The sequence below is a fragment of the Paenibacillus sp. AN1007 genome (assembly GCF_040702995.1).
GTDB lineage: Bacteria > Bacillota > Bacilli > Paenibacillales > Paenibacillaceae > Paenibacillus.
The window spans coordinates 5,275,427-5,296,323 of the sequence record NZ_CP159992.1 but is presented as its reverse complement, the minus strand read 5'-3'; the positions used below and the strand labels follow the sequence as shown (position 1 = coordinate 5,296,323).

Here is a 20,897-nt window from a genome sequence, read left to right as displayed (position 1 = left end):
AGGTGGTTAAGACGAATGGATACGAATCAGCTCTTTTTGGAGACAGCCGAGAAACAGTTTATCTATTACAAGCAGCTTGGCGAACGCGCGATGGCGCAGCTGGAGCCGGAGCAGTTATTCCAAACGTGGAATGAAGATACCAATAGTATTGCAGTGATTGTTAAACACTTGTGGGGCAATATGAGATCACGGTGGACGGATGTGCTGACAACGGATGGAGAGAAGCCATGGCGTGAACGCGACGCTGAATTTGTTGGTGATTTTCATACCCGGGAAGAGCTGCTTGCCAAGTGGGAAGAGGGCTGGGGCTGTCTGCTTGGAGCACTGCGTTCGATAACTCCGGAGCAAATGTCCCGGATCATATATATTCGGAATGAAGGCCATACCATCATGGAAGCCATTATGCGGCAGTTGGCACATTATCCTTATCATGTGGGGCAGATTATTCATATTGCCAAAATGCTGAAGCAAGCCTCGTGGGATAGTCTTTCTATACCACGAAGTGGATCGGACAGCTATAACAAAGGCAAATTTTCCAAGCCAAAAACAACAAAACATTTTACAGAGGACGAGCTTCATATGGAAAAGAGGGACTAACAAGAATGACACATATCGCATTGATACGTCATGGCAGTACAGCATGGAATAAAGAAAAGCGTTCACAGGGACAGACGGACAACCCGCTGGATCAGGAAGGCAGAGAACAGGAGGCTTTGCTGGCAGTAAGGCTGGCGGAGGAATCATGGGATGCCATCTATGCCAGTGATCTGGAAAGGGCAAGTGAGACGGCACGGATCATCGGAGAACGGCTGCATATTCAAGAGATTCATCTGGACCCGAGGTTACGTGAAATGAGCGGAGGACAGGTGGAAGGGACGACAGAGGAGGAGCGCATTGCGAAGTGGGGGGCAGACTGGAGTTCCCTGGATCTGGGAAAAGAACTTCCCGAGGCAGGAGCTGCTCGTGGCATAGCTGTGCTTGAAGATATCATTCGCCAGCACCCGGATGGACGAGTGATCGTGGTGAGTCACGGGGCTGTGCTTCGCAATACGCTGCGAACACTGGTGCCGGAGCTGGATATTCGCGTGAAATTGGGGAACACATCCATTACACGGATGATACATCAAGATCAGGTGTGGCAGTGTGAGCTGTACAACTGCAGTACACATCTGGCACAGGGGAAAGGATCGTTGTAAATGGACGCAATCACGTTAAAACAGAAGCTGCAGCAGATCCAAACTGTGAACCATGCTGCAGATCAGGTCGAACAGCCCTATGAACTCGCGCTGCATATGATGAAGCATATCGGTAACCCGGACCCTGTCCTCCGGGATGAGCTTATCTATATTACGCTCGCCACATGGATTGGTCAGAACGTCTTTGCGGATGATCAGCTTAAGGCTTTGATGCAGCTGGCACTGGATGATGAACATCTCTTCTACAGAATCGGAGAACAGGAAACAGACAGTGTATTTACTCGAACGTTTTCTGTGCTGATCCTGCCGCCCATCTTGAGTATGGACCGTCAGCGGTCTTTCCTGCAAAGAGAAGATGCGGCATGGATTCAGCAGCGATTGATTACTTATCTGAGAGAGGAAAAGGATGTTCGCGGCTATGTAGAGGACAAAGGGTGGGCACACGCTTCGGCTCATGCTGCCGACGCTGCGGAGGATCTGGCACAGTCAACGTATCTTGAACAGACTGATTTGCAGGCGCTGCTCCATGCACTCTCCATAAAAGTTATGGAGTCCGGCAGAGCGTACATCTATGATGAAGATCAGCGTATGGCCCAGGCAGCCGTGGCTATTCTGAATCGTAACCTGCTGGAACAGGCAGCACTTGAAGCCTGGGTTGCCCAGCTTCAGACAGCGAGGAGCGAAGACGTCAGGGATGGTATGACGCTGCAGGAAAACAGTCACATGAGTGTGAATATCAGAATGTTTATGCAGTCTCTTTATTTTGCTGTACGTAATAAAGAGGGTGAGCCGTTTCCGGTAGTTCGTTCGCTGCTGTTAAAAGCATTGGTAGGCGGAGAAGTATAAGAAAGGTATAAGAGAAGTGCAGAGGGATACATGGAATAATAACCAATTCAATCAGCAAGGTAACAAAGCTCAAAGGGAGAGATGGGCATGGCCGCAACCACCTACAACTGGACGGAGGAAATGTTGTCTCCACTCGGGGAGCATGGGATCGTGATCCGCTGCGGCAGTGTACTCTCGGAAGAAGTGCATCAGAGGGTAATGTCGGTATGTGTTTTGCTGGAAAAGGGTGCTGTGACAGCTGCAGTAGAGTGGGTGCCATCCTATCTGTCAGTCACATTATTTTACGATCCGCTTTTGTTGTCATATGACGAGATCAGCAGTATACTGCTGCAGCGGCTGAGCAGCCTGAAGGAAAGAGATCACTTAGATAACCCGCATGAATGCGGTAAGCCGGGTAAATCCAAGGATACGAAACCGAAAGGAAAACCGGCATCCCCCAGAATCATGACCATTCCGGTATGTTATGGCGGAGAGTTCGGGCCGGACATAGCACATGTAGCTGCGGAACATGATTTAACGACAGAGGAAGTTGTTGCGATCCATTCATCTGTGGATTACCTCGTACATATGATTGGATTTGCTCCGGGTTTTCCTTATCTGGGAGGGTTACCGGAGCGAATTGCCACACCAAGAAGGGGAACGCCACGGCTTCGGGTAGAGGCAGGAACGGTAGGCATTGGCGGTTCGCAGACGGGAATTTATCCGATAGCAACGCCAGGAGGATGGCAGTGTATCGGCCGCACGCCAGTCCGCTTGTTCCGTCCGGAACTGAACTCGCCGAGTCTGCTTAAAGCTGGGGATGTGGTTCGTTTTCAACCGATTACGATGCAGGAATATGTGGAAATGGCAAGGAGGGAGGTTGAATGATGGGTGTGGAGATCATTCGTCCCGGCTTGTTGACCACCGTCCAGGATGAAGGCAGAATGGGGTTTCGCCGTTATGGTGTGTCGGTGGGTGGCGTTATGGATTCGTTTGCGGCCAGAGCGGCGAATATACTTGTCGGCAATTCACGGCGTGAAGCGGTAATTGAAATTACGATGGCAGGACCCGAGCTTCGATTTCAGAAGGATCAATTGATTTCGCTCTGTGGTGCCGATCTGAGTGCTGCGGTAGATCGGCAGCGCGTGCCTTTGTGGCGTCCCGTGCTGCTGAGAGCCGGAAGTATATTGAAATTTGGAGTATGCCGGCATGGCATGCGTGCATATATGGCACTGGCTGGCGGAATTGATGTACCTGAAGTGATGGGCAGTCGAAGCACGGACCTCAAAACGGGGATTGGCGGTATGCATGGAAGGGCGCTGCGTACATCCGATGTGCTAACTGCAGGCATGATCTCGGATGAAGTACAGCAATGGATACGTGTTATGGCGATGCATGCAGGCGAGAACGAATCTATGGCAGCTCCATCATGGCGATTGTCGGAGCGGAATGGGCCCGGCTATGACGGAAGACCTGTTATTCGGGTGATGCCGGGTCAAGACAGTTCGTACTTTGAGGCGGATAGCCTGAAGCAGTTTTATGCCGGCGATTACGTGGTCTTACCTCAATCGGATCGCATGGGGTACCGAGTGCAGGGCGCAAAGCTGGAATTGGCTCAGCCGCTGCAGCGTTTATCCGAAGCAGTCTCTTATGGCACCGTGCAGGTACCGACAGATGGACAGCCTATTGTGTTAATGGCAGATCATCAGACCATTGGAGGGTATCCTGTAATTGCACAGACAGCTGCGGTAGATCTGCCGATTCTGGCTCAAGCCAAGCCGGGAACACGGTTTTCTTTTGCACCGATTACGAAAGAAGAAGCGCGAAATCTGTACGTGAAGCGGGAGAAAGAGCTGCAGCTGATGGATCAGATGATTCGGAGAAAAATGGCTGCATGGGAGGCGGTATAATGGATAGATCACTTACACTGGATATCAATTGTGATCTCGGTGAAAGCTATGGGGCTCACCGGATTCTAATGGAGTCTGATGAGGCCATCCTGCCTTTGGTGACCTCAGCCAATATCGCCTGCGGGTTCCATGCCGGTGATCCTGCTGTCATGCGCCTGACGGTTGAGCGGGCAATAGCTCATAGCGTCGCGGTTGGCGCACATCCCGGGCTTCCTGATTTGCAGGGATTTGGACGAAGAATGATGGATATCACGCCTAGAGAAGCTTATGACATGGTCGTATATCAGATTGGTGCATTGGATGCTTTTGTCCGGGCAGGTGGAGGACAGCTGCATCATGTTAAACCGCACGGAGCGCTGTACAATATGGCGGCAGCCGATGCCAAACTTGCCGAGGCGATTGCCGAAGCGGTCTATCAAGTACGTCCGGAGGCATACCTGTATGGTCTGGCTGGTAGTGAGTTGATCAGAGCAGCCGAACGAATTGGTGTGCGGGGAGTGAATGAAGTATTTGCAGATCGCACGTATAGTTCGGAGGGCCAGTTAACACCCCGCAGTCATGAAGGCGCACTGATAGAACAGCCGGAAAAAGCGCTGGCTCAGGTATTGCGAATGGTTGTGGATGGAGTAGTCGTCTCTACGTCGGGTAGTGAGGTTCCGATTACTGCAGATACGCTCTGTATCCATGGCGATGGCAGACAAGCTTTGACATTCGCTCGGGAGATCCGCCTGCTTCTCGAAGCGGAGGGAATAGTCATGACTGCCTTTCACGAAAAATAAGTTAATATGGATGGAGAATGGAGGACATATCATACCATGAAACCCATACGGAATTCGGCCAAAGCGGTCATTGTTCAGGAGGGGCGTTTGTTACTGATTCGTCTGGAAGACCAGTACGGTGATGCTTATGTTTTCCCTGGCGGCGGACAGGAAAAAGGCGAGGAGTTGAAAGATGCTGCTGCACGGGAGTGCCTGGAGGAGATTGGACAGGCTGTGCAGGTAGGTGAGCTTTTACATATTCGTGAGTACATCGGAGCCAATCATGAGTTTGCCGAGTGGGATGCTGATATCCATCAGGTCGAATTTTATTTTGCATGCAGTCTTGTTGACCGGGAGGCTTCTGTCTTTGAAGGTTCTAACCCGGATGATCATCAGGTGGCCGTGGAGTGGATTGCGCTTGAGAAACTGGACCAAATTCGTCTGTATCCCAAAACGATCGGTGAATTGCTTTTAAATAAAGGAAAGCAGCGTATCTACCTTGGCGACCTGAATTAGGCATAACTTTTCTAAAATTGTCACGTATACGTTCTGGGTTTGGGGATTCAACATAGGTGAGGCGGGTACACTATAAGTACAGGCATTTGCACACTAATCAGGCATCTGTTCTTAATTAGTAGGCACAACTGTACCGCGTATTAGGAGATCTATGTTCAATGTAAAGGACAGAGATTTTTACTAATAATCCAAGAAAGGCTTTAAAAGCTTTCTGGCTTTTAGCTGCTTTTACCACTGGAAGATCAGCAGCACTAGTGAAGGGGACAAGATCGCTTCTGAAGAGCAAGGAAGTCGCTCGTTGTCTCCAAATTTTAAATGTAACTCTAAGTTTGAGGAATTGTGCTTAGTGGAGAGAACCGAATCGATTCTGAAGAAGCGAAGCGCTCGCTTTTATCACCGGATTATTTCCCATTAAACAGCTATTCAATAATAAATCCGGGGATAACAGCGATCGGAAGAACGATCCGTTTACGTAACGTTTCTGCACAATTTGTCAAACACTCCCCAACCTGAAAGGAGCAACTCCCATGAACCAGAACGAATTGGAACAAAACATTGTGAAAGCTTTGGAAAATAACCCGTTTTGCAGCTTTTCAACCGTAGAGAATGGCAAGCCGAAGTCTCGTTATATGGCTCTTTTCAATGATGGACTGAACATTCATCTGGCTACCAACCGCCGTACGCATAAGGTAGAAGAACTGGAGAAAAATCCGAATGTCAGCCTGCTGCTCGGTTACGAAGCTGGAGGCTCCAAGGAAGTGGTTGAGATCGAGGGTACATGTGAAGTAACCAAAAATGAGGGTCTGCGTGAGCAGGTATGGAATGATGAGTTAAAGGCATGGTTCGATGGACCTAATGACCCTAACTATGTCATTTTGGATATTACACCTTCCAGAATTGAATATACTGGCAAAGACCATGAACATCATGTATGGGAACAGTGATTCATTCTGACATTATTTCAGCAGTTTCTTTGCGGAGCTCCGTTGTCAGATGACGAAGCCTGCTGCCCTATAATAACCGTGAATGCCTTCTCAAGGCTTCACGGTTTTTTTGGTGATATCGGATCAATGCAGCTTAGATCAGCTGGGTGTAATGGTGATGTAATATACGTAATTTAAATAAAATAACCCTAATTATTTCCTAAAATACTGCGGAAATTGTCGAATTTACGCATGAAAATGTAATTCTGACCAGGTATGTGCGGATAACGTAAAAATTAATGCTTTTCAACGGTTTAACATTACGTTATGATTTGGATGTAAATGACGCGCACAGATATGAATAGGTGTTCATGTGAGATAAACTAACCTGATGTCCATTAATGAATCTTCATTGGATTATCAGCACGCACAACCCATGAAATCTATTATTTTCTGTGCTTGTTGTTTGCGAATATGGCATGATTCGATGTACATAACCGGGAGGGGTTATTTTGAAGAAAAGCAAAAAAGTGTTATCAAGCCTGACTGCCGCTTTCGTTGCGTTAAACGTGCTTGCGGTATTTCCGGTACCTGTATCGGCTGCAGATGCGGCCAAAGTCAAATTGCGGATCATGGAGACAACAGACATTCATGACAACCTGATCAATTACGACTATTATTCGGACAAAGAGACAGATCAATATGGTCTGGCCAAAACAGCTTCGCTGATCAAGAAAGCTCGTGAAGAAGCGAAAAACAGCTTGTTGTTCGACAACGGTGACTTGATTCAGGGCAACCCGATGGGAGACTATGTAGCGAAGATCGATCCTCTGAAAAAGGGTGAAACTCACCCTGTATATAAAGCGATGAATCTGCTTGACTATGATGCAGGCAACATCGGTAACCATGAATTCAACTATGGTCTCGATTTCCTTGACATGACGCTGGAGGGAGCTAACTTCCCTTATATTAATGCCAATGTCTATGTGGACGATGGTGATCAAGATGAAACAAACGACAAAAACTATTTTACCCCATACAAAATTTTGGACAAGAAAGTTACGGATGAAAATGGTAAGGAGCATACCATTAAAGTGGGTGTGATCGGCTTTGTGCCGCCGCAAATCATGCAGTGGGACAGCGCCAACCTGGAAGGCAAAGTAATAGCCAAGGATATTATTGCTACCGCGAAAAAGTTTATTCCGAAGATGAAAGCCGAAGGTGCAGACATTATCGTAGCGATTCCTCACTCCGGATTTGAAGATATTCCGCAAACCGACCTGATGGAGAATTCCGTGCTGTACCTGAGTCAAGTGGAAGGCATCAATGCCATCCTGTTTGGACATGCCCACAAAGTGTTCCCTAGTGCAGACTTCAAAGGTAAAAAAGGAGTAGATCTGGAGAAGGGTACAATCAACGGTGTTCCTGCTGTAGAGCCGGGCTTCTGGGGTGACCATCTCGGAATCATTGATCTGGATCTGGAGCAGGTGGACGGCAAATGGAAAGTGGTTGATTCCAAAACGGAAGCTCGTCCGATCTATGATACAGCAAACAAAAAATCGCTGGTCGATGCAGATCAGGCAATTGTTGATGCTGTCCATGACGAGCACGAGGGCACACTGAAGTATGTACGTGGTCCAGTTGGTGAATCGACAGCACCAATCAACAGTTTCTTTGCTCTGGTGCAGGATGACCCATCTATTCAGATCGTAACCAATGCACAGAAATGGTATGTAGAGAAGAAGCTGCAGGGTACCGATTATGAGAATGTTCCTGTCTTGTCGGCAGGTGCACCTTTCAAAGCGGGTGGACGTTCCGGTGCTTCCTATTACACCAACATTCCTAAAGGTACAATTGCGATTAAAAATGTGGCAGACCTTTACGTGTATCCCAATACGGTACATGCTGTAATGGTTAATGGTGCTGAGTTGAAAGAGTGGTTAGAATGGTCAGCAGGCCAATTTAACCAGATCCATCCAGCCAAAGGCGGTCAGCAGCAGCTGATTAACATGGATTTCCCGACGTATAACTTCGATGTTATTGACGGGGTAACCTATCAGATCGATGTCACTCAACCAGCCAAATATGACGGCAAAGCAGCGGTTGTCAATGCATCAGCAAGCCGGATCAAAAATCTGAGTTTTGAAGGCAAACCGGTTGATCCAGCACAGAAATTCATCGTAGCAACCAATAACTATCGTGCGTCTTCATCCAAACTGGCTAACCCGGATGGCAAACGTATCGTTCTGGCAGCACCGGATGAGAACCGTCAAGTCATTATCGACTATATTCGTGAAAACAAAACAATTAACCCCACAGCAGACGGCAACTGGTCATTGGCACCAATCCAGCCATCTGCCGGGGTAACAAAAGCACTGAATGACCTTGAAGTCGTATTTGCTTCTTCTCCAGATGCCAAAGATCTGGTTGAAGCCAATCCGGCAATGTCTTTCATTGGTACTAATAAAGATGGTTTTGCAGAATACGGATTGAAACTGACAGGTGAGGCAGCGACGCCAAAACCGGGAACTGATCCAGCTCCAAAACCCGAGCCAACACCAGAACCGAAACCAGAACCATCACCGGCGCCAACGCCGAAACCGACGCCATCACCTAAACCGCAGCCGGAAAAACCAGCTGTAAATACTAAGGTGGTGCATGTCGTGAAAAAAGGGGACAACTTGTACCGCATCGGCCTGAAGTATGGTGTGGACTGGCGTGTACTTCTAAAAACAAATCAAATTACAAATGTGTACAACCTGAAAGTTGGACAAAAAATTGTCATTCCTGCTTCATAGACTTTAATAATGGGTACAGAGGAAAGACTGGCAGTCATCAGACTGCTGGTCTTTTTTGTGAGAGAAGTGAATACAACTGTTTCTATAAACGTCATATAGGAAGTCATCAAAACAATAGAGATTAATTTCAACACGCATGATATACTATTTACAAACTTTGGGTATAAACGTGATAACATTAATGACGTACAGCTTGATAAACTGGCAAGGGGGTTCTACATGAATTGCAGTGGCTGCAGTCCGATCTATCCAATAGAGGGTCAAGGTACGCTGTACCTGCGTCCCGTCTCCCCTGCTTTGCTGGAAGCGCTGCAAACCAAGGGAAGGCATGTTGAATATTCAGAAGAGATGCTCTGGTTCCATTTTTCAGATGTGCAGGAGCTGCAGATTCGAATGGAAGAGATCGTTCATTTGGAGAGAATGTTATCCATTTCTCTTATGGCTCAGATGAGATCTGCTTCTGATGTTTTTGCAGGAGATGCTGATGGTGCATGGATCAACCTATCCATGCAGCACTCCAGAGTCAAACATGCCGATATCGTTTCCATCATTTTGGAACGCCAGTTTAGCAGTTATATGCAGCCGATCGTCGATGCCTCAGAGTGCATTATTGGATTTGAGTTTTTGCTCCGTCCGGCGGAACACGGAAGAGCTTTTAGTTCCTATGAATTGTTTGAAGTGGCACATGAAACGGGGCTGCACTCATTTCTGGACCGAACAGCTCGTATTAAGGCTATTGAAACCAGTGCGAGGCTCCTGCCTCGTGGTGTCAAACGTTTTGTTAACTTCCTGCCTTCCTCCATCTATAACCCCGAATACTGCCTGACACATACATTTGAGGCTATTGAACGCCTCTCACTGGACCCCAAGGACTTCGTCTTCGAGGTTGTGGAAACGGAACAGATTCAGCATCTGTCGACGCTGCAGCATATTTTTAAGGTTTATCGTGCTCATGGCATGTCGGTAGCATTGGATGATGTAGGTGCCGGGTATTCCACCATTGAGCTGATGAACCGGCTGGAGCCTGATTTTGTCAAAATTGACCGAAGCCTTATCGATCATTGTGATCAGGATCGCATCAAACAGCAGAAGATTGTGGACATTGTCCAGATGTCTAGTCAATTTGGCGGCAAAGTGCTTGCTGAAGGTATTGAACGGATCGAAGAATTTGATTTCTGTCGCTCGGTGGGAATTGAACTCGCGCAGGGCTATTATTTTGGGAAACCGGCAGCGTATCCTCCAGACGGGCCGTACTTGGGTGCATCGTATAAAGCTGTGAAATAAATCATGTTTTAACTTTATAGTACAGAACAGGCTGCTCCCAATAGGAAGCAGCCTGTTTGTCGTAAACCGCATTCTTATCAAATAAACCTCATTGTTAGCCGATATATAATATAAGCCAATAGAAGTTCAAAGTTTATACATAACAAAGAGAATGGCTTCATAAATACAAGGGGGAAAAACAAATGAACAAAATCCAGGAGCACAGACCTGAAAAAAGTGAGAAACCTGTCAAACCAGTCAAAGCAAAACCGAATATAAACAAAAAGAAGAGTAAAAAGAAGACTTTTGTCTGGAATATCAGAAATAAAATGCTCGTTTCGTTCCTGATCGTACTCTTGGTACCGAGTTTGGCGATTAGTATAGTGTCTTTGTATATCGCAGAAGATACGGTGCAGGGGCAGTTGAATGACAGTGCCGTGCAGAGTGTAAGTACGGCCAATAAAATAGTGGAAAGTCAGGTCAACAGCAAAATTTTTGACATTAATTTCTTCTCGGATTCACTCGAACCGACCTTGATCAAAGGAGAGAATGATAGTACTGAGCTTCAGGCCAAGCTCGCTCAGTATCTAGGGCTGCATCCAGATGCTCTTAATATTTTCGTAGGGACGAAGGATGGGGTCATGGTTCGCGGCAAGCCAACAGAGAGCAGTCTGCGAGGTGAAGCATATGATCCAAGAGAGCGGGATTGGTACAAGCTGGCGATGGAGAAGCCGGGTACAATTGCTGTTTCTCCAGTCACCCAAAATACAGACGGCACAGCCGTTGTGTTTATCTCTAGGACCTTAAAAGATCAATCCTCCGTGATAGGATTGTCACTGGACTTGACGAATCTGCAAGATCAGGCCTCTATCAAGGTCGGGAAAGAAGGATATGTTATTATCCTGGATGCCAACAAAAATGTTGTTGTTTCCCCTGTGCAGGAAGCAGGTACTAAAGAAGACAGTGCAGCTTTGGAACCGATGTACGAAAGTAAGGAAGGTCAATTCGACTATGTATACGAAGATCGCTCCAAAATGATGATTTTCTCTACCAATGAAGCCACTGGCTGGAAAATAGCAGGTACGATGTTCAAGAGCGAAGTCACCGACGCAAGCAAAGAAATTCGATTAGCTACACTCATCGTTCTTCTGGCTTCCGTATTTCTGGCTGTAATCTTTATTATCTGGTTTACTCGTTCGATGCTTCGTCCAATCAAGCGGCTTCAGGAATCAGCCCGTGCAGTGAGTAAAGGTGATCTGACCGTGAAGATGGATAGCAGACGTAAGGATGAGGTAGGTGAACTGGCGAAATACTTCGAACGTATGGTGGATAACTTACGGATGATGATTCTGGGCGTACAGGAAACGGCAGAGCAGGTATCCGCATCTTCGCAAGAGCTGTCTGCAAGTGCAGACCAGACAACTAAAGCTATTGAACATTCAACAATGGCTATTCAAGAGCTTGCTGAGGGTGCTGAGCAGCAGGTGAACAGTGTGAAGGACGGATCGGGACAGATGAGCCGGATGGCAGAGGATGTGCGTCTGATGTCAGAGCGCGTCCAATCCATTACAACAACAATGCGGGATACGTCGGGTGCAGCATCTTCAGGGAATAAAGCAGCGGGACAGGCTGTCGAACAGATGAACATCATCCAGGAGACTGTAGAGCAGTTAGGAAAAGTTGTTCAGTCCCTTAATACCCGTTCGGTTGAGATTGGCAGTATGGTTGACGTCATTGCTTCCATCTCCAAACAGACCAACCTGCTTGCCTTGAATGCGTCTATTGAAGCAGCCCGAGCAGGCGATGCAGGGCGTGGATTCGCAGTCGTGGCTGGTGAGGTGCGTAAGCTGGCTGAAGAATCCGGCAGTTCTGCAGCCCAGATTGGTGAACTTGTCCATAATATTCGTCAGGATATGGATTCGGCTCTGACAGCGATGAATGCAGCCCAAAGCCGGGTTGGTGATGGTATACAAGCTGTAAATACATCTGAACAATCTTTTGCTCAAATTCGTGAAGCTGTGGAAAATGCAGTCTATACGCTGGATGCATTGTCCGAAACGACAAAACAATTGGAGAGCGGTGCGTCTCATGTTGTTCGAACGATGACGGATATCTCGAACGTCACGCAAGAATCGGCGGCAAGCACCGAATCAGTATCTGCTTCTTCGCAGGAACAGCTTGCTTCCGTTGAGGAGATTGCGTCTTCTTCTGCTCATTTGAACAGCATGGCAGAACAGTTACAGGGACTGCTCGGTATGTTCAAAATGGTGGATGATCCTGCCAAAAACGACAACAAGTCTTGAATGTCGAAGGTCAATATCCTGTATTTGTAATATAGAAGAAAATAAAGATAGACAATCCTCCTGTGGGCCTGTATAAATATATCGTCTGGTTCTTACACGCAAGGCATGCGATGTATTTTAATTATGGAACGTCAATATAAACATGTTCAGTCAGGACAGCAGGAGGAACTATGGTATATGCAGCAATTTTAATATTTGTTTTGACGATCACGATGGTGATCTGGCAGCCTCGCGGCATTGGAATAGGTTGGAGTGCTTCAGGGGGAGCAATCCTGGCTCTGGCAGCCGGGGTAGTCACCCTGAATGACGCTTCGGATGTAGCTTCTATTGTATGGAATGCTACGCTGGCTTTTGTTGGTATTATTATGATTTCATTGATTTTGGACGAAACCGGGTTTTTCGAGTGGGCGGCCCTTCATATGGCAAGGCTGGCTGGAGGCAGCGGACGAAGGCTGTTCCTTTATTCCATTTTGCTGGGCGCGGCAGTGTCTGCCTTGTTTGCGAATGACGGTGCAGCGCTTATTCTGACACCGATCGTCCTGGCGATGGTTCGTGCGTTGAAGTTTGATGAGCGCATGGTACTGGCCTTTGTTATGGCGAGCGGATTCGTAGCGGATACCACTTCACTGCCGCTGGTCGTCAGCAATCTGGTAAACATTGTGTCTGCCGATTTCTTCGGCATTACATTTGTAGAGTATGCGGTGCGTATGATTGTGCCCAATCTGTTCTCGATTGCAGCGAGTACGGCGATGCTGTTTATGTTTTATCGCAAAAGCATTCCGCAGACTTACGATATCACCGCTGCCCGAGACCCGAAGGAAGCAATCCGTGATCCGCGTGTCTTCAAGATTGCCTGGTTTATGTTGGGTCTGCTGCTGGTCGCCTATGCTTCCAGTGAATTCCTCCCGATTCCCGTCTCCGTTATTGTAGGTGCGGTGGCGCTCTTATTCGGTATTCTTGCACGCAAGAGTGAAGCGGTAGATTTAAAGCGGGTGGTCAAAGAAGCACCTTGGTCCATCGTTGTCTTCTCGGTGGGCATGTATATTGTAGTATACGGTCTGCGTAATGCCGGGTTAACAGATCACCTGAGCAGCTGGCTGGATGCTGTAGCGAATTATGGTCTGCTTGCTGCATCACTGGGTATGGGACTGATGGCTGCTGTATTATCATCCGTGATGAACAACCTGCCAACAGTGTTAATCAATCTGCTTGCCATTCAGGGGACGCATACGGAGGGGATCTTAAGAGAGGCTATGATCTATGCCAATGTGATTGGTTCCGATCTGGGTCCGAAGATGACACCGATCGGATCACTGGCCACCCTGCTGTGGCTGCATGTATTGTCACGCAAAGGCGTGAAGATTACGTGGGGATATTACTTCAAGGCAGGCATCATCCTGACGGTTCCAACGTTGTTGATTACGTTGGCAGGACTAGCATTATGGCTGTGGATTTTGGGATAACAATAAGCAATGAGTTTACAAATAGAGATAGAAATGAAAAGACGCCTCATATGATATGTGTAATACATATCATATGAGGCGTCTTTTTTGATCAACTTCTACGTTTCTTATAGTTAGAAAGAAAAAAAATCTTATCTTCATATATTCTTGAGGCCAGCCTTGTCTGAGGCAGGCCTTTTATTGCTACCACCCATAGCTGGGATCAAAGCTTTTGGAATTCCAAAGAAGTGATCAAGTGCAGGAGACGGAATCGATTCTGTAGAAGCGAAGCGCTCGCCTTTGTCTCGGAATGTTTACATATGAAAAATAAAATCCATAACGATTTGGAGACAACAGCGATCGGAAGAATGATCCGTAACCGAAACGCCCAGCACGGAGTACTCTTTCCCCTGCCCCTCCCTTTTGGATGGGGAATCAAATGTTTTAGAAACAGATGAGCGCTGACGCAGCGGAGGCAACGGAACGATTGTGGAAAAGCGGAGCGTTCGCCTTTATCCCCGGATATACTCCTCTAGAATATTAATCAATATATCCGGGGATAACAGCGATTGAAACAACGTCCGTTCCCGAAGCGGCTGCCAGCAATCAAAAATATGTTTCGTATTTTATCCCCATTCATATTTTTAACATTGCGTTTACAAAACATTGATTTTCAGATGACATACCGAAATTACAATGATTAAAGAGTTGATGGTGATCACACAAATTCACAAAACGCCATCACTACATTGGGGGAGGAAAACAAAACATGTTTAAAAAGTTGCCGTTTATTTTGATGACCTTAACGTTCGTACTGGTGCTTGCAGCATGCGGATCGAAAAACGACGCAGGTACGACAAATGGAGCCGCAAGCAGTGGATCAGGAGAAGGTGCTGCTGCTGAACTCAGCGGTAACATTCTGGCTGTTGGATCAACAGCACTGCAGCCTCTGGTAGAGCAAGCTGGACAAAAATTTATGGCAGTTGATGAATATAAGAACGTAATGGTTCAAGTACAAGGTGGCGGTAGTGGTACGGGCCTGACACAGGTTTCCGAAGGACAAGCCACAATCGGTAACTCTGACGTTTTTGCAGAAGAGAAGTTGAAAGACGAAGCGAAAGCTAAAGAACTGGTTGATCACCAAGTAGCAGTCGTAGCCATCGCACCCGTAAGCAACAAAGATGCAGGTGTAACGGATCTGACGAAAGAACAACTGGTTGATATTTTCTCCGGTAAAATCAAGAACTGGAAAGATGTTGGCGGTAAAGACCAAGCCATCGTCATTGTTAACCGTCCAGGCAGCTCCGGTACACGTGCAACGTTTGAGAACTTTGCGCTTGGAACGAAAGTAGAAGATATTCAAGGTTCAATTCAAGAGGATTCTTCCGGTACAGTTAAGAAACTTGTAGCTGAAACGCCAGGAGCAATTGGTTATTTGGCTCTGTCTTACCTGGATGACAGCCTGCAAGTTCTGAAATATGGTGGTGTTGAAGCTACAGTCGAGAACGTAGAAGCAGGAACATATCCGGTATGGGCTTATCAGCACATGTATACAAAAGGTGAGCCGGATGCGGCAACAAAAGCATTCCTCGACTATATGCTCAGTGATGAAATCCAACAAAAAGACGTTAAGGATCTGGGCTACATTCCGGTATCCGGCATGAAAGTAAAACGCGATGCAGCAGGTAATGTGACTCAGTAACACGCTTTGGACTTGCGCATACAGCGAAAGAGGCGGACCCATGTCCTGCCTCTTTACGCGGTTTGCTGAATAACTTTCCCATATTTTGCACTAATTCCACTATAGAAGGATGGTTGTTATGGAACAGACCGAAGGGGGAACGGTGATGAACAGCAAGTTGAAACCACGCCGGCCCTTGAGAGAGAAACATTACTGGGAAGAGTGGACGGGACGGATTTATACGTCGATATGTGTCGTGTTCCTGATCGTTGTCATGTTTTCCATTGTATATTTTGTGGCATCCAAAGGGTTATCGACCTTTTTCCAGGATGGCATCAGTCTGCGTGAATTTTTATTCGGCAAAACATGGAATCCGGCAGGTGAGCCTGCAGTATATGGTGCATTGCCGTTTATCACGGGTTCATTCACAACCACCCTGCTGGCAGCTTTAATTGCAAGTCCACTTAGTCTGTGTGCAGCACTCTTTATGACAGAGATTGTACCCGGTAAAGGTAAAAAGATTTTGCAGCCTGCGATTGAATTGCTCTCCGGTATTCCGTCTGTTGTATACGGATTTATCGGTCTGAGTGTAATCGTTCCTATGCTGCGCAGTATTTTCGGAGGAGCCGGCATCGGGATTGCAGCCGGATGTCTGGTTCTATCCGTGATGATTCTGCCTACCGTAACCAGCATTATGGCTGATGCGCTGTCAGCTCTACCCAAAGGTCTGCGTGAATCTTCTTATGCGCTCGGTGCCACACGATGGCAGACGATCTATCGCGTAATCATTCCGACAGTACTTCCCGCTTTGCTGACAGGTATTGTTCTCGGTATGGCTCGGGCGTTCGGTGAGGCTTTGGCAGTACAGATGGTTATCGGTAATGCGCCGCATGTACCGCAATCCCTGCTCGAATCCGCTTCAACATTAACAAGTGTAATCACCCTGAGTATGGGTAATACCACGATGGGTTCTGTTCATAACAATGCATTGTGGAGCATGGCGCTTGTCCTGCTGGTAATGACCTTTGTCTTTGTCATTCTGGTTCGCCTGCTTGAAAGGAGGAACCGGGTATGAGAATGAAGCCAAAAACAGCGGATAAAATTGCAACAGTTGTCATCGTAATTCTGGCTCTCTTCATTGTTGTGCTTTTGCTCGGTTTACTCGGATTTATTCTGTTCCGGGGCATTGGACAGATCAACTGGCACTTCCTGACGAGTGCACCGCAATTGCTCAAAGGCGGCGGCGGTATCGGACCGCAGCTCTTTAACTCTGTATTTTTGCTCGTTCTAACATTGATTATTACGATCCCGCTCGGCTGGGGCGGAGGTATTTATATGGCGGAATACGCCAAACCGGGGCGGATTACAAGTTTCATTCGTCTGGTTGTCGAAGTATTGTCATCCTTCCCGTCGATCGTTATCGGTTTGTTTGGACTTTTGCTGATCGTCAATACGTTTGGCCTTGGTTTCTCCCTGTTATCGGGTGCAATGGCACTGGCCATATTTAACCTGCCGCTGATGGTCCGTACGACGGAGCAGGCCTTCCGGGCTGTTCCTAAAGAGCAGAAAGAAGCAGGGCTTGCCCTAGGTTTGTCCAAATGGAAAATCATTACGTCCATCCTGCTGCCTGTGGCACTGCCGAGCTTGATCACAGGGACCATTCTGGCCTCTGGCCGGATCTTTGGTGAAGCCGCAGCGCTGATGTTTACTGCGGGTATGAGCAGTCCGCCGCTGGACTTTACGGATTGGAATCCGACAAGCCCAAGGTCACCGATTAACCCGCTGCGCCCTGCGGAAACACTAGCGGTGCATATCTGGAAAGTCAACAGTGAAGGCATTGGGCCGGATTCCAAAGAAATCGCAGCAGGTGCTTCTGCCGTGCTGGTCATTCTGGTATTGGCTTTCAATCTGAGTGCACGCTGGATCGGCCGGGTGGTTTACCGCCGGATGACAGCTTCGAAATAAGGAGGAACCCTACATGGCCATACCATTTGGTACGGAACAGTTAAGCATATATTATGGGCATTTTCAGGCCGTGAAACAGATCAGCCTGACTTTTCCCGAAGCCAGTGTAACGGCCCTGATTGGGCCGTCCGGATGCGGTAAATCAACATTTCTCCGTTCATTGAACCGGATGAATGATGAGATTGCCGGTTCACGCACGGAGGGACACATCTGGATGGATGGTAACGATCTGAATGAGCCGGGTACGGATGTGATCAAACTTCGTCAGAAGATCGGCATGGTGTGGCAGAAGCCAAACCCTTTTCATAAGTCCATTTACAACAATATCGCATTTGGCCCCCGCTATCGCGGTACGAAGAGTAAAAAGGATTTGGATGAAATTGTGGAAAAAAGCTTGCGCCGCGCCGCGCTCTGGGATGAGGTCAAGGACAGGCTGCATGAGTCAGCCTTGGCACTCTCGGGTGGTCAGCAGCAGCGTCTCTGCATCGCACGCGCGCTGTCTGTTGACCCACAGATTCTGCTGCTTGACGAGCCAGCGTCCGCTCTTGACCCGGTATCGACGGGTAAGGTCGAGGAACTGATCTCGGAGCTGAAGCAGGAGCTGCGGATCGTTATTGTCACCCATAACATGCAGCAGGCGGCACGCATCTCGGATTATACGGCTTATTTTTATCTCGGCAGTCTGGTTGAACATGGGGAAACAGAACATATCTTTACCAATCCGGACAACCGTCTGACGCAGGAATATATTATGGGTCGTTTTGGATAACATCATAAGAAGAAGACGGAACCCCTGGATCAATGCATCCGGGGGCTTTTTGTGAATTCTGAATACTTGGGATTGTTTGCCAGATGGGAGAGGCCGTGCTAGGATAAATAGAAATCAATTATGTTTATACGAGTTATGAAGAGGCATTGTGATGTGATGTACTGTTCGGGCGTCCTGAAGTTCAGGGGGCTCTTTTTTGTTTTGGGGTACGATCTAACAATTTGAGGTACGTACTGTACTGTAATTATAAAGAAAGTATAAACTTTGCGGAATCATACGTATTCTTCGCTACACTTTAGTCATGGGAGGATGAAAGTGCAATGACAGACAAGGATAACATACTGCTGGTAGAAGATGACCCGGAAATTGCCCGTATTCTGATGGACCATCTGCGCCGTGAAGGGTATGCAGTGACCTGGGCGTCAAGCGGACTGGAGAGCTGGGAAGATTTCAAAAACGGACAGTATCATCTTGTACTGCTGGATCTGATGCTGCCGGAGATGGACGGATTTACAGTGTGTAAACATGTCAGGTTAATCAGCGATGTTCCGGTATTGATCATGAGTGCTCGTACGCAGGAGGAAAGCAAGCTGAAAGGTCTCGGCCTGGGCGCGGATGATTATATTACCAAACCTTTCAGTCTGGCGGAACTTACGGCTCGGATCGAAGCCCATCTAAACAGATATCGGCGGTATCAAGGGGGCCGCTCCGGTTCTCCATCCAATTCTGTTCTTCTGCAATACAATGATGGATTGACGCTTCACCCGTTAAATCAACAGGTGAAACTGCACGGTGAGGAACTGCAGCTCACGGGAAAAGAAGGAGCACTGCTGCTTCTTCTGGCTTCACATCCAAATCGGGCTTTCACGAAAACAGAAATTTACGAACATGTGTGGGGTCAATCGGCTGAAGGAAGCTCCAGCACAGTTACCGTGCACATCAAAAGTTTGCGAGCAAAACTGGGAGACGAGCCGCACCAGCCGCGCTGGATTCAAACCGTATGGGGAAGTGGTTATCGTTTTATCGGGGAGCGGGTCGAATGAGGCTGAAATATTGGCTGATGCTTGCTTTCCTGATTGTCATGCTGCTGCCTGTGGCAGCAGGCTGGGCCTTGTTTTCCTTATACAATTATTATGAGAATCAGCGTGCAGTAGGGGAGTATGTGGAGTTGACCGAACGCCTTGCTCCGATAGAGAAGGTGCTGAATGATCCAACGCTGTACTCACTGCAATCCCCGGGGCGTAATCAAACTCTATCTGCCCTTGCCAGCGAACAGCTGAGTTTCAATCTATATCTGCCCTCTGGTATTCGGGTCTACACTTCTGGCGGAAATGCTTGGTCAACAAGTGGATATACAGTAAGAAGCTCTGAATTATATCGGAACCTGTATAACCTGCAGATGCGCCATCGCACGTTTTCGCTGAAAAAACCGGTCTGGAATCAAGGGGAACTGGCAGGAATTTATGAAATAACGATGCTGCGTCAAGCTTGGCTGGAAGGATTATCGATTCGAACAATCTGGGTGATCAGCGGGGCAGTTGTATTCTTTGTTATCTTGTACGGAACGGTGTTGTGGTTGTTATCCCGCAAGCTTTTCTTCCCTATGAAGATGTTGATGAACAGGATGGACGCGTTTGCCCGTGGAGAAAGACCGGATGAGATAAGGGGCGGCGTTCGCAGTGACGAAATGGGTATGTTGTTACAGCAATTTGATGCAATGCAGCAGACCATCAGAGAGTCTCAGATGGAAGTGGAGAAGCAGCAAAAAGAAAAAGAGATGATTGTGGCTTCTCTGTCTCATGACCTAAAGACACCTCTGATGTCGATCAGTGCTTACGCGGAAGCACTCAGTATGGATACAGGCTCCAAACGATTAGAAAGACAGGAATATAAAGAGGTTATTGCTCGAAATGTGGAGCGTATGAAACGGATGATAGGAGAGCTTGAAACGTATACAGCACTAGGTTCTGGTGATTCAGAGCTGGCTATGGTTGAGGTAGAAGGAGAAGAGTTCTTCGAAATGCTGCTTGGCAGTTACAGAGAACTTGCGGAACGTGAAAACTACAATATGCGGATGTCTGTACGTACAAGTCACGATTACCGGGTTCATCCTGAATCACTGATGCGTCTGACTGATAATCTGGTGCATAATGCGCTTCGCTACACTCCGCCCCAAGGGAGTATCGGGCTCGCTGTAATTGATTCCGAAGCGGAACTGCCCGGATGGGTCGATCCATCCCTGGGCGCGGAACTGGATGCGTACAGAACCGGAGCAGCACTGATAGTCGTGCACAATGAAGGCCCTCCTATTCCGGCAGAACAGCTCGAGCGGATTTTTGAGCCGTACGTTCAATATCACGAAGAGCAGATGGGCGGTTATGCAGGAGGCTCTGGATTAGGATTAAGCATAGCGAGAAGAATCGCATTAAAACACGGAGGGGATATACGTATGTGGTCCTCTGAACAATACGGTACTGCAGCTGCTTGCCGATTGCCGGAAAGAAGGAACCCGGATGAAACACTGGATATAATCTAAGGAAGGATGATG

18 protein-coding genes are annotated in these 20,897 nt (G+C 47.7%); all 18 read left to right on the top strand.

The features are described 5' to 3' along the window. Window positions 1–15: 15 nt before the first annotated feature. Window positions 16–597 carry a DUF1572 family protein gene (locus ABXS70_RS23700; protein ID WP_342553956.1) on the top strand — a complete coding sequence of 194 codons (582 nt, stop codon included), beginning with the start codon at window positions 16–18 and terminating at the stop codon, window positions 595–597. Window positions 598–602: 5 nt separating this feature from the next. Then, entirely contained in the window at window positions 603–1,196 is a 594-nt protein-coding gene (locus ABXS70_RS23695) for a histidine phosphatase family protein (RefSeq protein WP_366291297.1), read from the top strand. After that, entirely contained in the window at window positions 1,197–2,042 is an 846-nt protein-coding gene (locus ABXS70_RS23690; protein WP_342553958.1) for a DUF2785 domain-containing protein, read from the top strand. Between the two features lie 87 nt (window positions 2,043–2,129). Then, the gene (gene pxpB / locus ABXS70_RS23685) at window positions 2,130–2,909 is read left to right on the top strand and encodes a 5-oxoprolinase subunit PxpB (protein WP_342553959.1); all 780 of its coding nucleotides are present in this window, start codon (window positions 2,130–2,132) and stop codon (window positions 2,907–2,909) included. After that, entirely contained in the window at window positions 2,906–3,931 is a 1,026-nt protein-coding gene (locus ABXS70_RS23680) for a biotin-dependent carboxyltransferase family protein (protein WP_342553960.1), read from the top strand. The genes pxpB and ABXS70_RS23680 overlap by 4 nt, the downstream gene beginning before the upstream one ends. Then, window positions 3,931–4,710, top strand: coding sequence for a 5-oxoprolinase subunit PxpA (locus ABXS70_RS23675; RefSeq protein WP_342553961.1), 780 nt, complete (start codon window positions 3,931–3,933; stop codon window positions 4,708–4,710). Before ABXS70_RS23680 ends, ABXS70_RS23675 begins: the two co-directional genes overlap by 1 nt. 36 nt (window positions 4,711–4,746) lie before the next feature. Then, window positions 4,747–5,205: an NUDIX domain-containing protein gene (locus tag ABXS70_RS23670; protein WP_342553962.1), complete on the top strand. Its 459-nt coding sequence runs from the start codon at window positions 4,747–4,749 to the stop codon at window positions 5,203–5,205. 527 nt (window positions 5,206–5,732) lie between these two features. After that, window positions 5,733–6,149 (top strand): pyridoxamine 5'-phosphate oxidase family protein, encoded by a 417-nt coding sequence (locus ABXS70_RS23665; protein ID WP_342553963.1) that lies wholly within the window; start codon window positions 5,733–5,735, stop codon window positions 6,147–6,149. 548 nt (window positions 6,150–6,697) lie between these two features. Next, on the top strand, window positions 6,698–8,926 hold the full coding sequence (locus ABXS70_RS23660) for a bifunctional 2',3'-cyclic-nucleotide 2'-phosphodiesterase/3'-nucleotidase (RefSeq protein WP_342556206.1): 2,229 nt from the start codon (window positions 6,698–6,700) through the stop codon (window positions 8,924–8,926). Between the two features lie 219 nt (window positions 8,927–9,145). Next, a complete protein-coding gene (locus ABXS70_RS23655; protein WP_342553964.1) occupies window positions 9,146–10,210 on the top strand; it encodes an EAL domain-containing protein in 1,065 nt (354 codons plus the stop codon). A 182-nt stretch (window positions 10,211–10,392) separates the two neighbouring features. Next, window positions 10,393–12,492, top strand: coding sequence for a methyl-accepting chemotaxis protein (locus tag ABXS70_RS23650; RefSeq protein ID WP_342553965.1), 2,100 nt, complete (start codon window positions 10,393–10,395; stop codon window positions 12,490–12,492). A gap of 170 nt (window positions 12,493–12,662) precedes the next feature. Further along, a complete protein-coding gene (locus tag ABXS70_RS23645; RefSeq protein ID WP_342553966.1) occupies window positions 12,663–13,955 on the top strand; it encodes an arsenic transporter in 1,293 nt (430 codons plus the stop codon). 748 nt (window positions 13,956–14,703) lie between these two features. Further along, complete coding sequence (locus ABXS70_RS23640; RefSeq protein WP_342553967.1) at window positions 14,704–15,636, top strand: phosphate ABC transporter substrate-binding protein PstS family protein; 933 nt, start codon at window positions 14,704–14,706, stop codon at window positions 15,634–15,636. A gap of 145 nt (window positions 15,637–15,781) precedes the next feature. Beyond that, window positions 15,782–16,690, top strand: coding sequence for a phosphate ABC transporter permease subunit PstC (gene pstC / locus ABXS70_RS23635; protein WP_342556207.1), 909 nt, complete (start codon window positions 15,782–15,784; stop codon window positions 16,688–16,690). Window positions 16,691–16,692: 2 nt separating this feature from the next. Further along, window positions 16,693–17,580 carry a phosphate ABC transporter permease PstA gene (gene pstA / locus ABXS70_RS23630; protein ID WP_342556208.1) on the top strand — a complete coding sequence of 296 codons (888 nt, stop codon included), beginning with the start codon at window positions 16,693–16,695 and terminating at the stop codon, window positions 17,578–17,580. Window positions 17,581–17,593: 13 nt separating this feature from the next. Beyond that, window positions 17,594–18,349, top strand: coding sequence for a phosphate ABC transporter ATP-binding protein PstB (gene pstB / locus ABXS70_RS23625; protein ID WP_342553968.1), 756 nt, complete (start codon window positions 17,594–17,596; stop codon window positions 18,347–18,349). 320 nt (window positions 18,350–18,669) lie between these two features. Then, entirely contained in the window at window positions 18,670–19,392 is a 723-nt protein-coding gene (locus tag ABXS70_RS23620) for a response regulator transcription factor (RefSeq protein WP_342553969.1), read from the top strand. Beyond that, the gene (locus ABXS70_RS23615) at window positions 19,389–20,885 is read left to right on the top strand and encodes a HAMP domain-containing sensor histidine kinase (RefSeq protein ID WP_366291289.1); all 1,497 of its coding nucleotides are present in this window, start codon (window positions 19,389–19,391) and stop codon (window positions 20,883–20,885) included. Before ABXS70_RS23620 ends, ABXS70_RS23615 begins: the two co-directional genes overlap by 4 nt. Window positions 20,886–20,897: the final 12 nt, after the last annotated feature.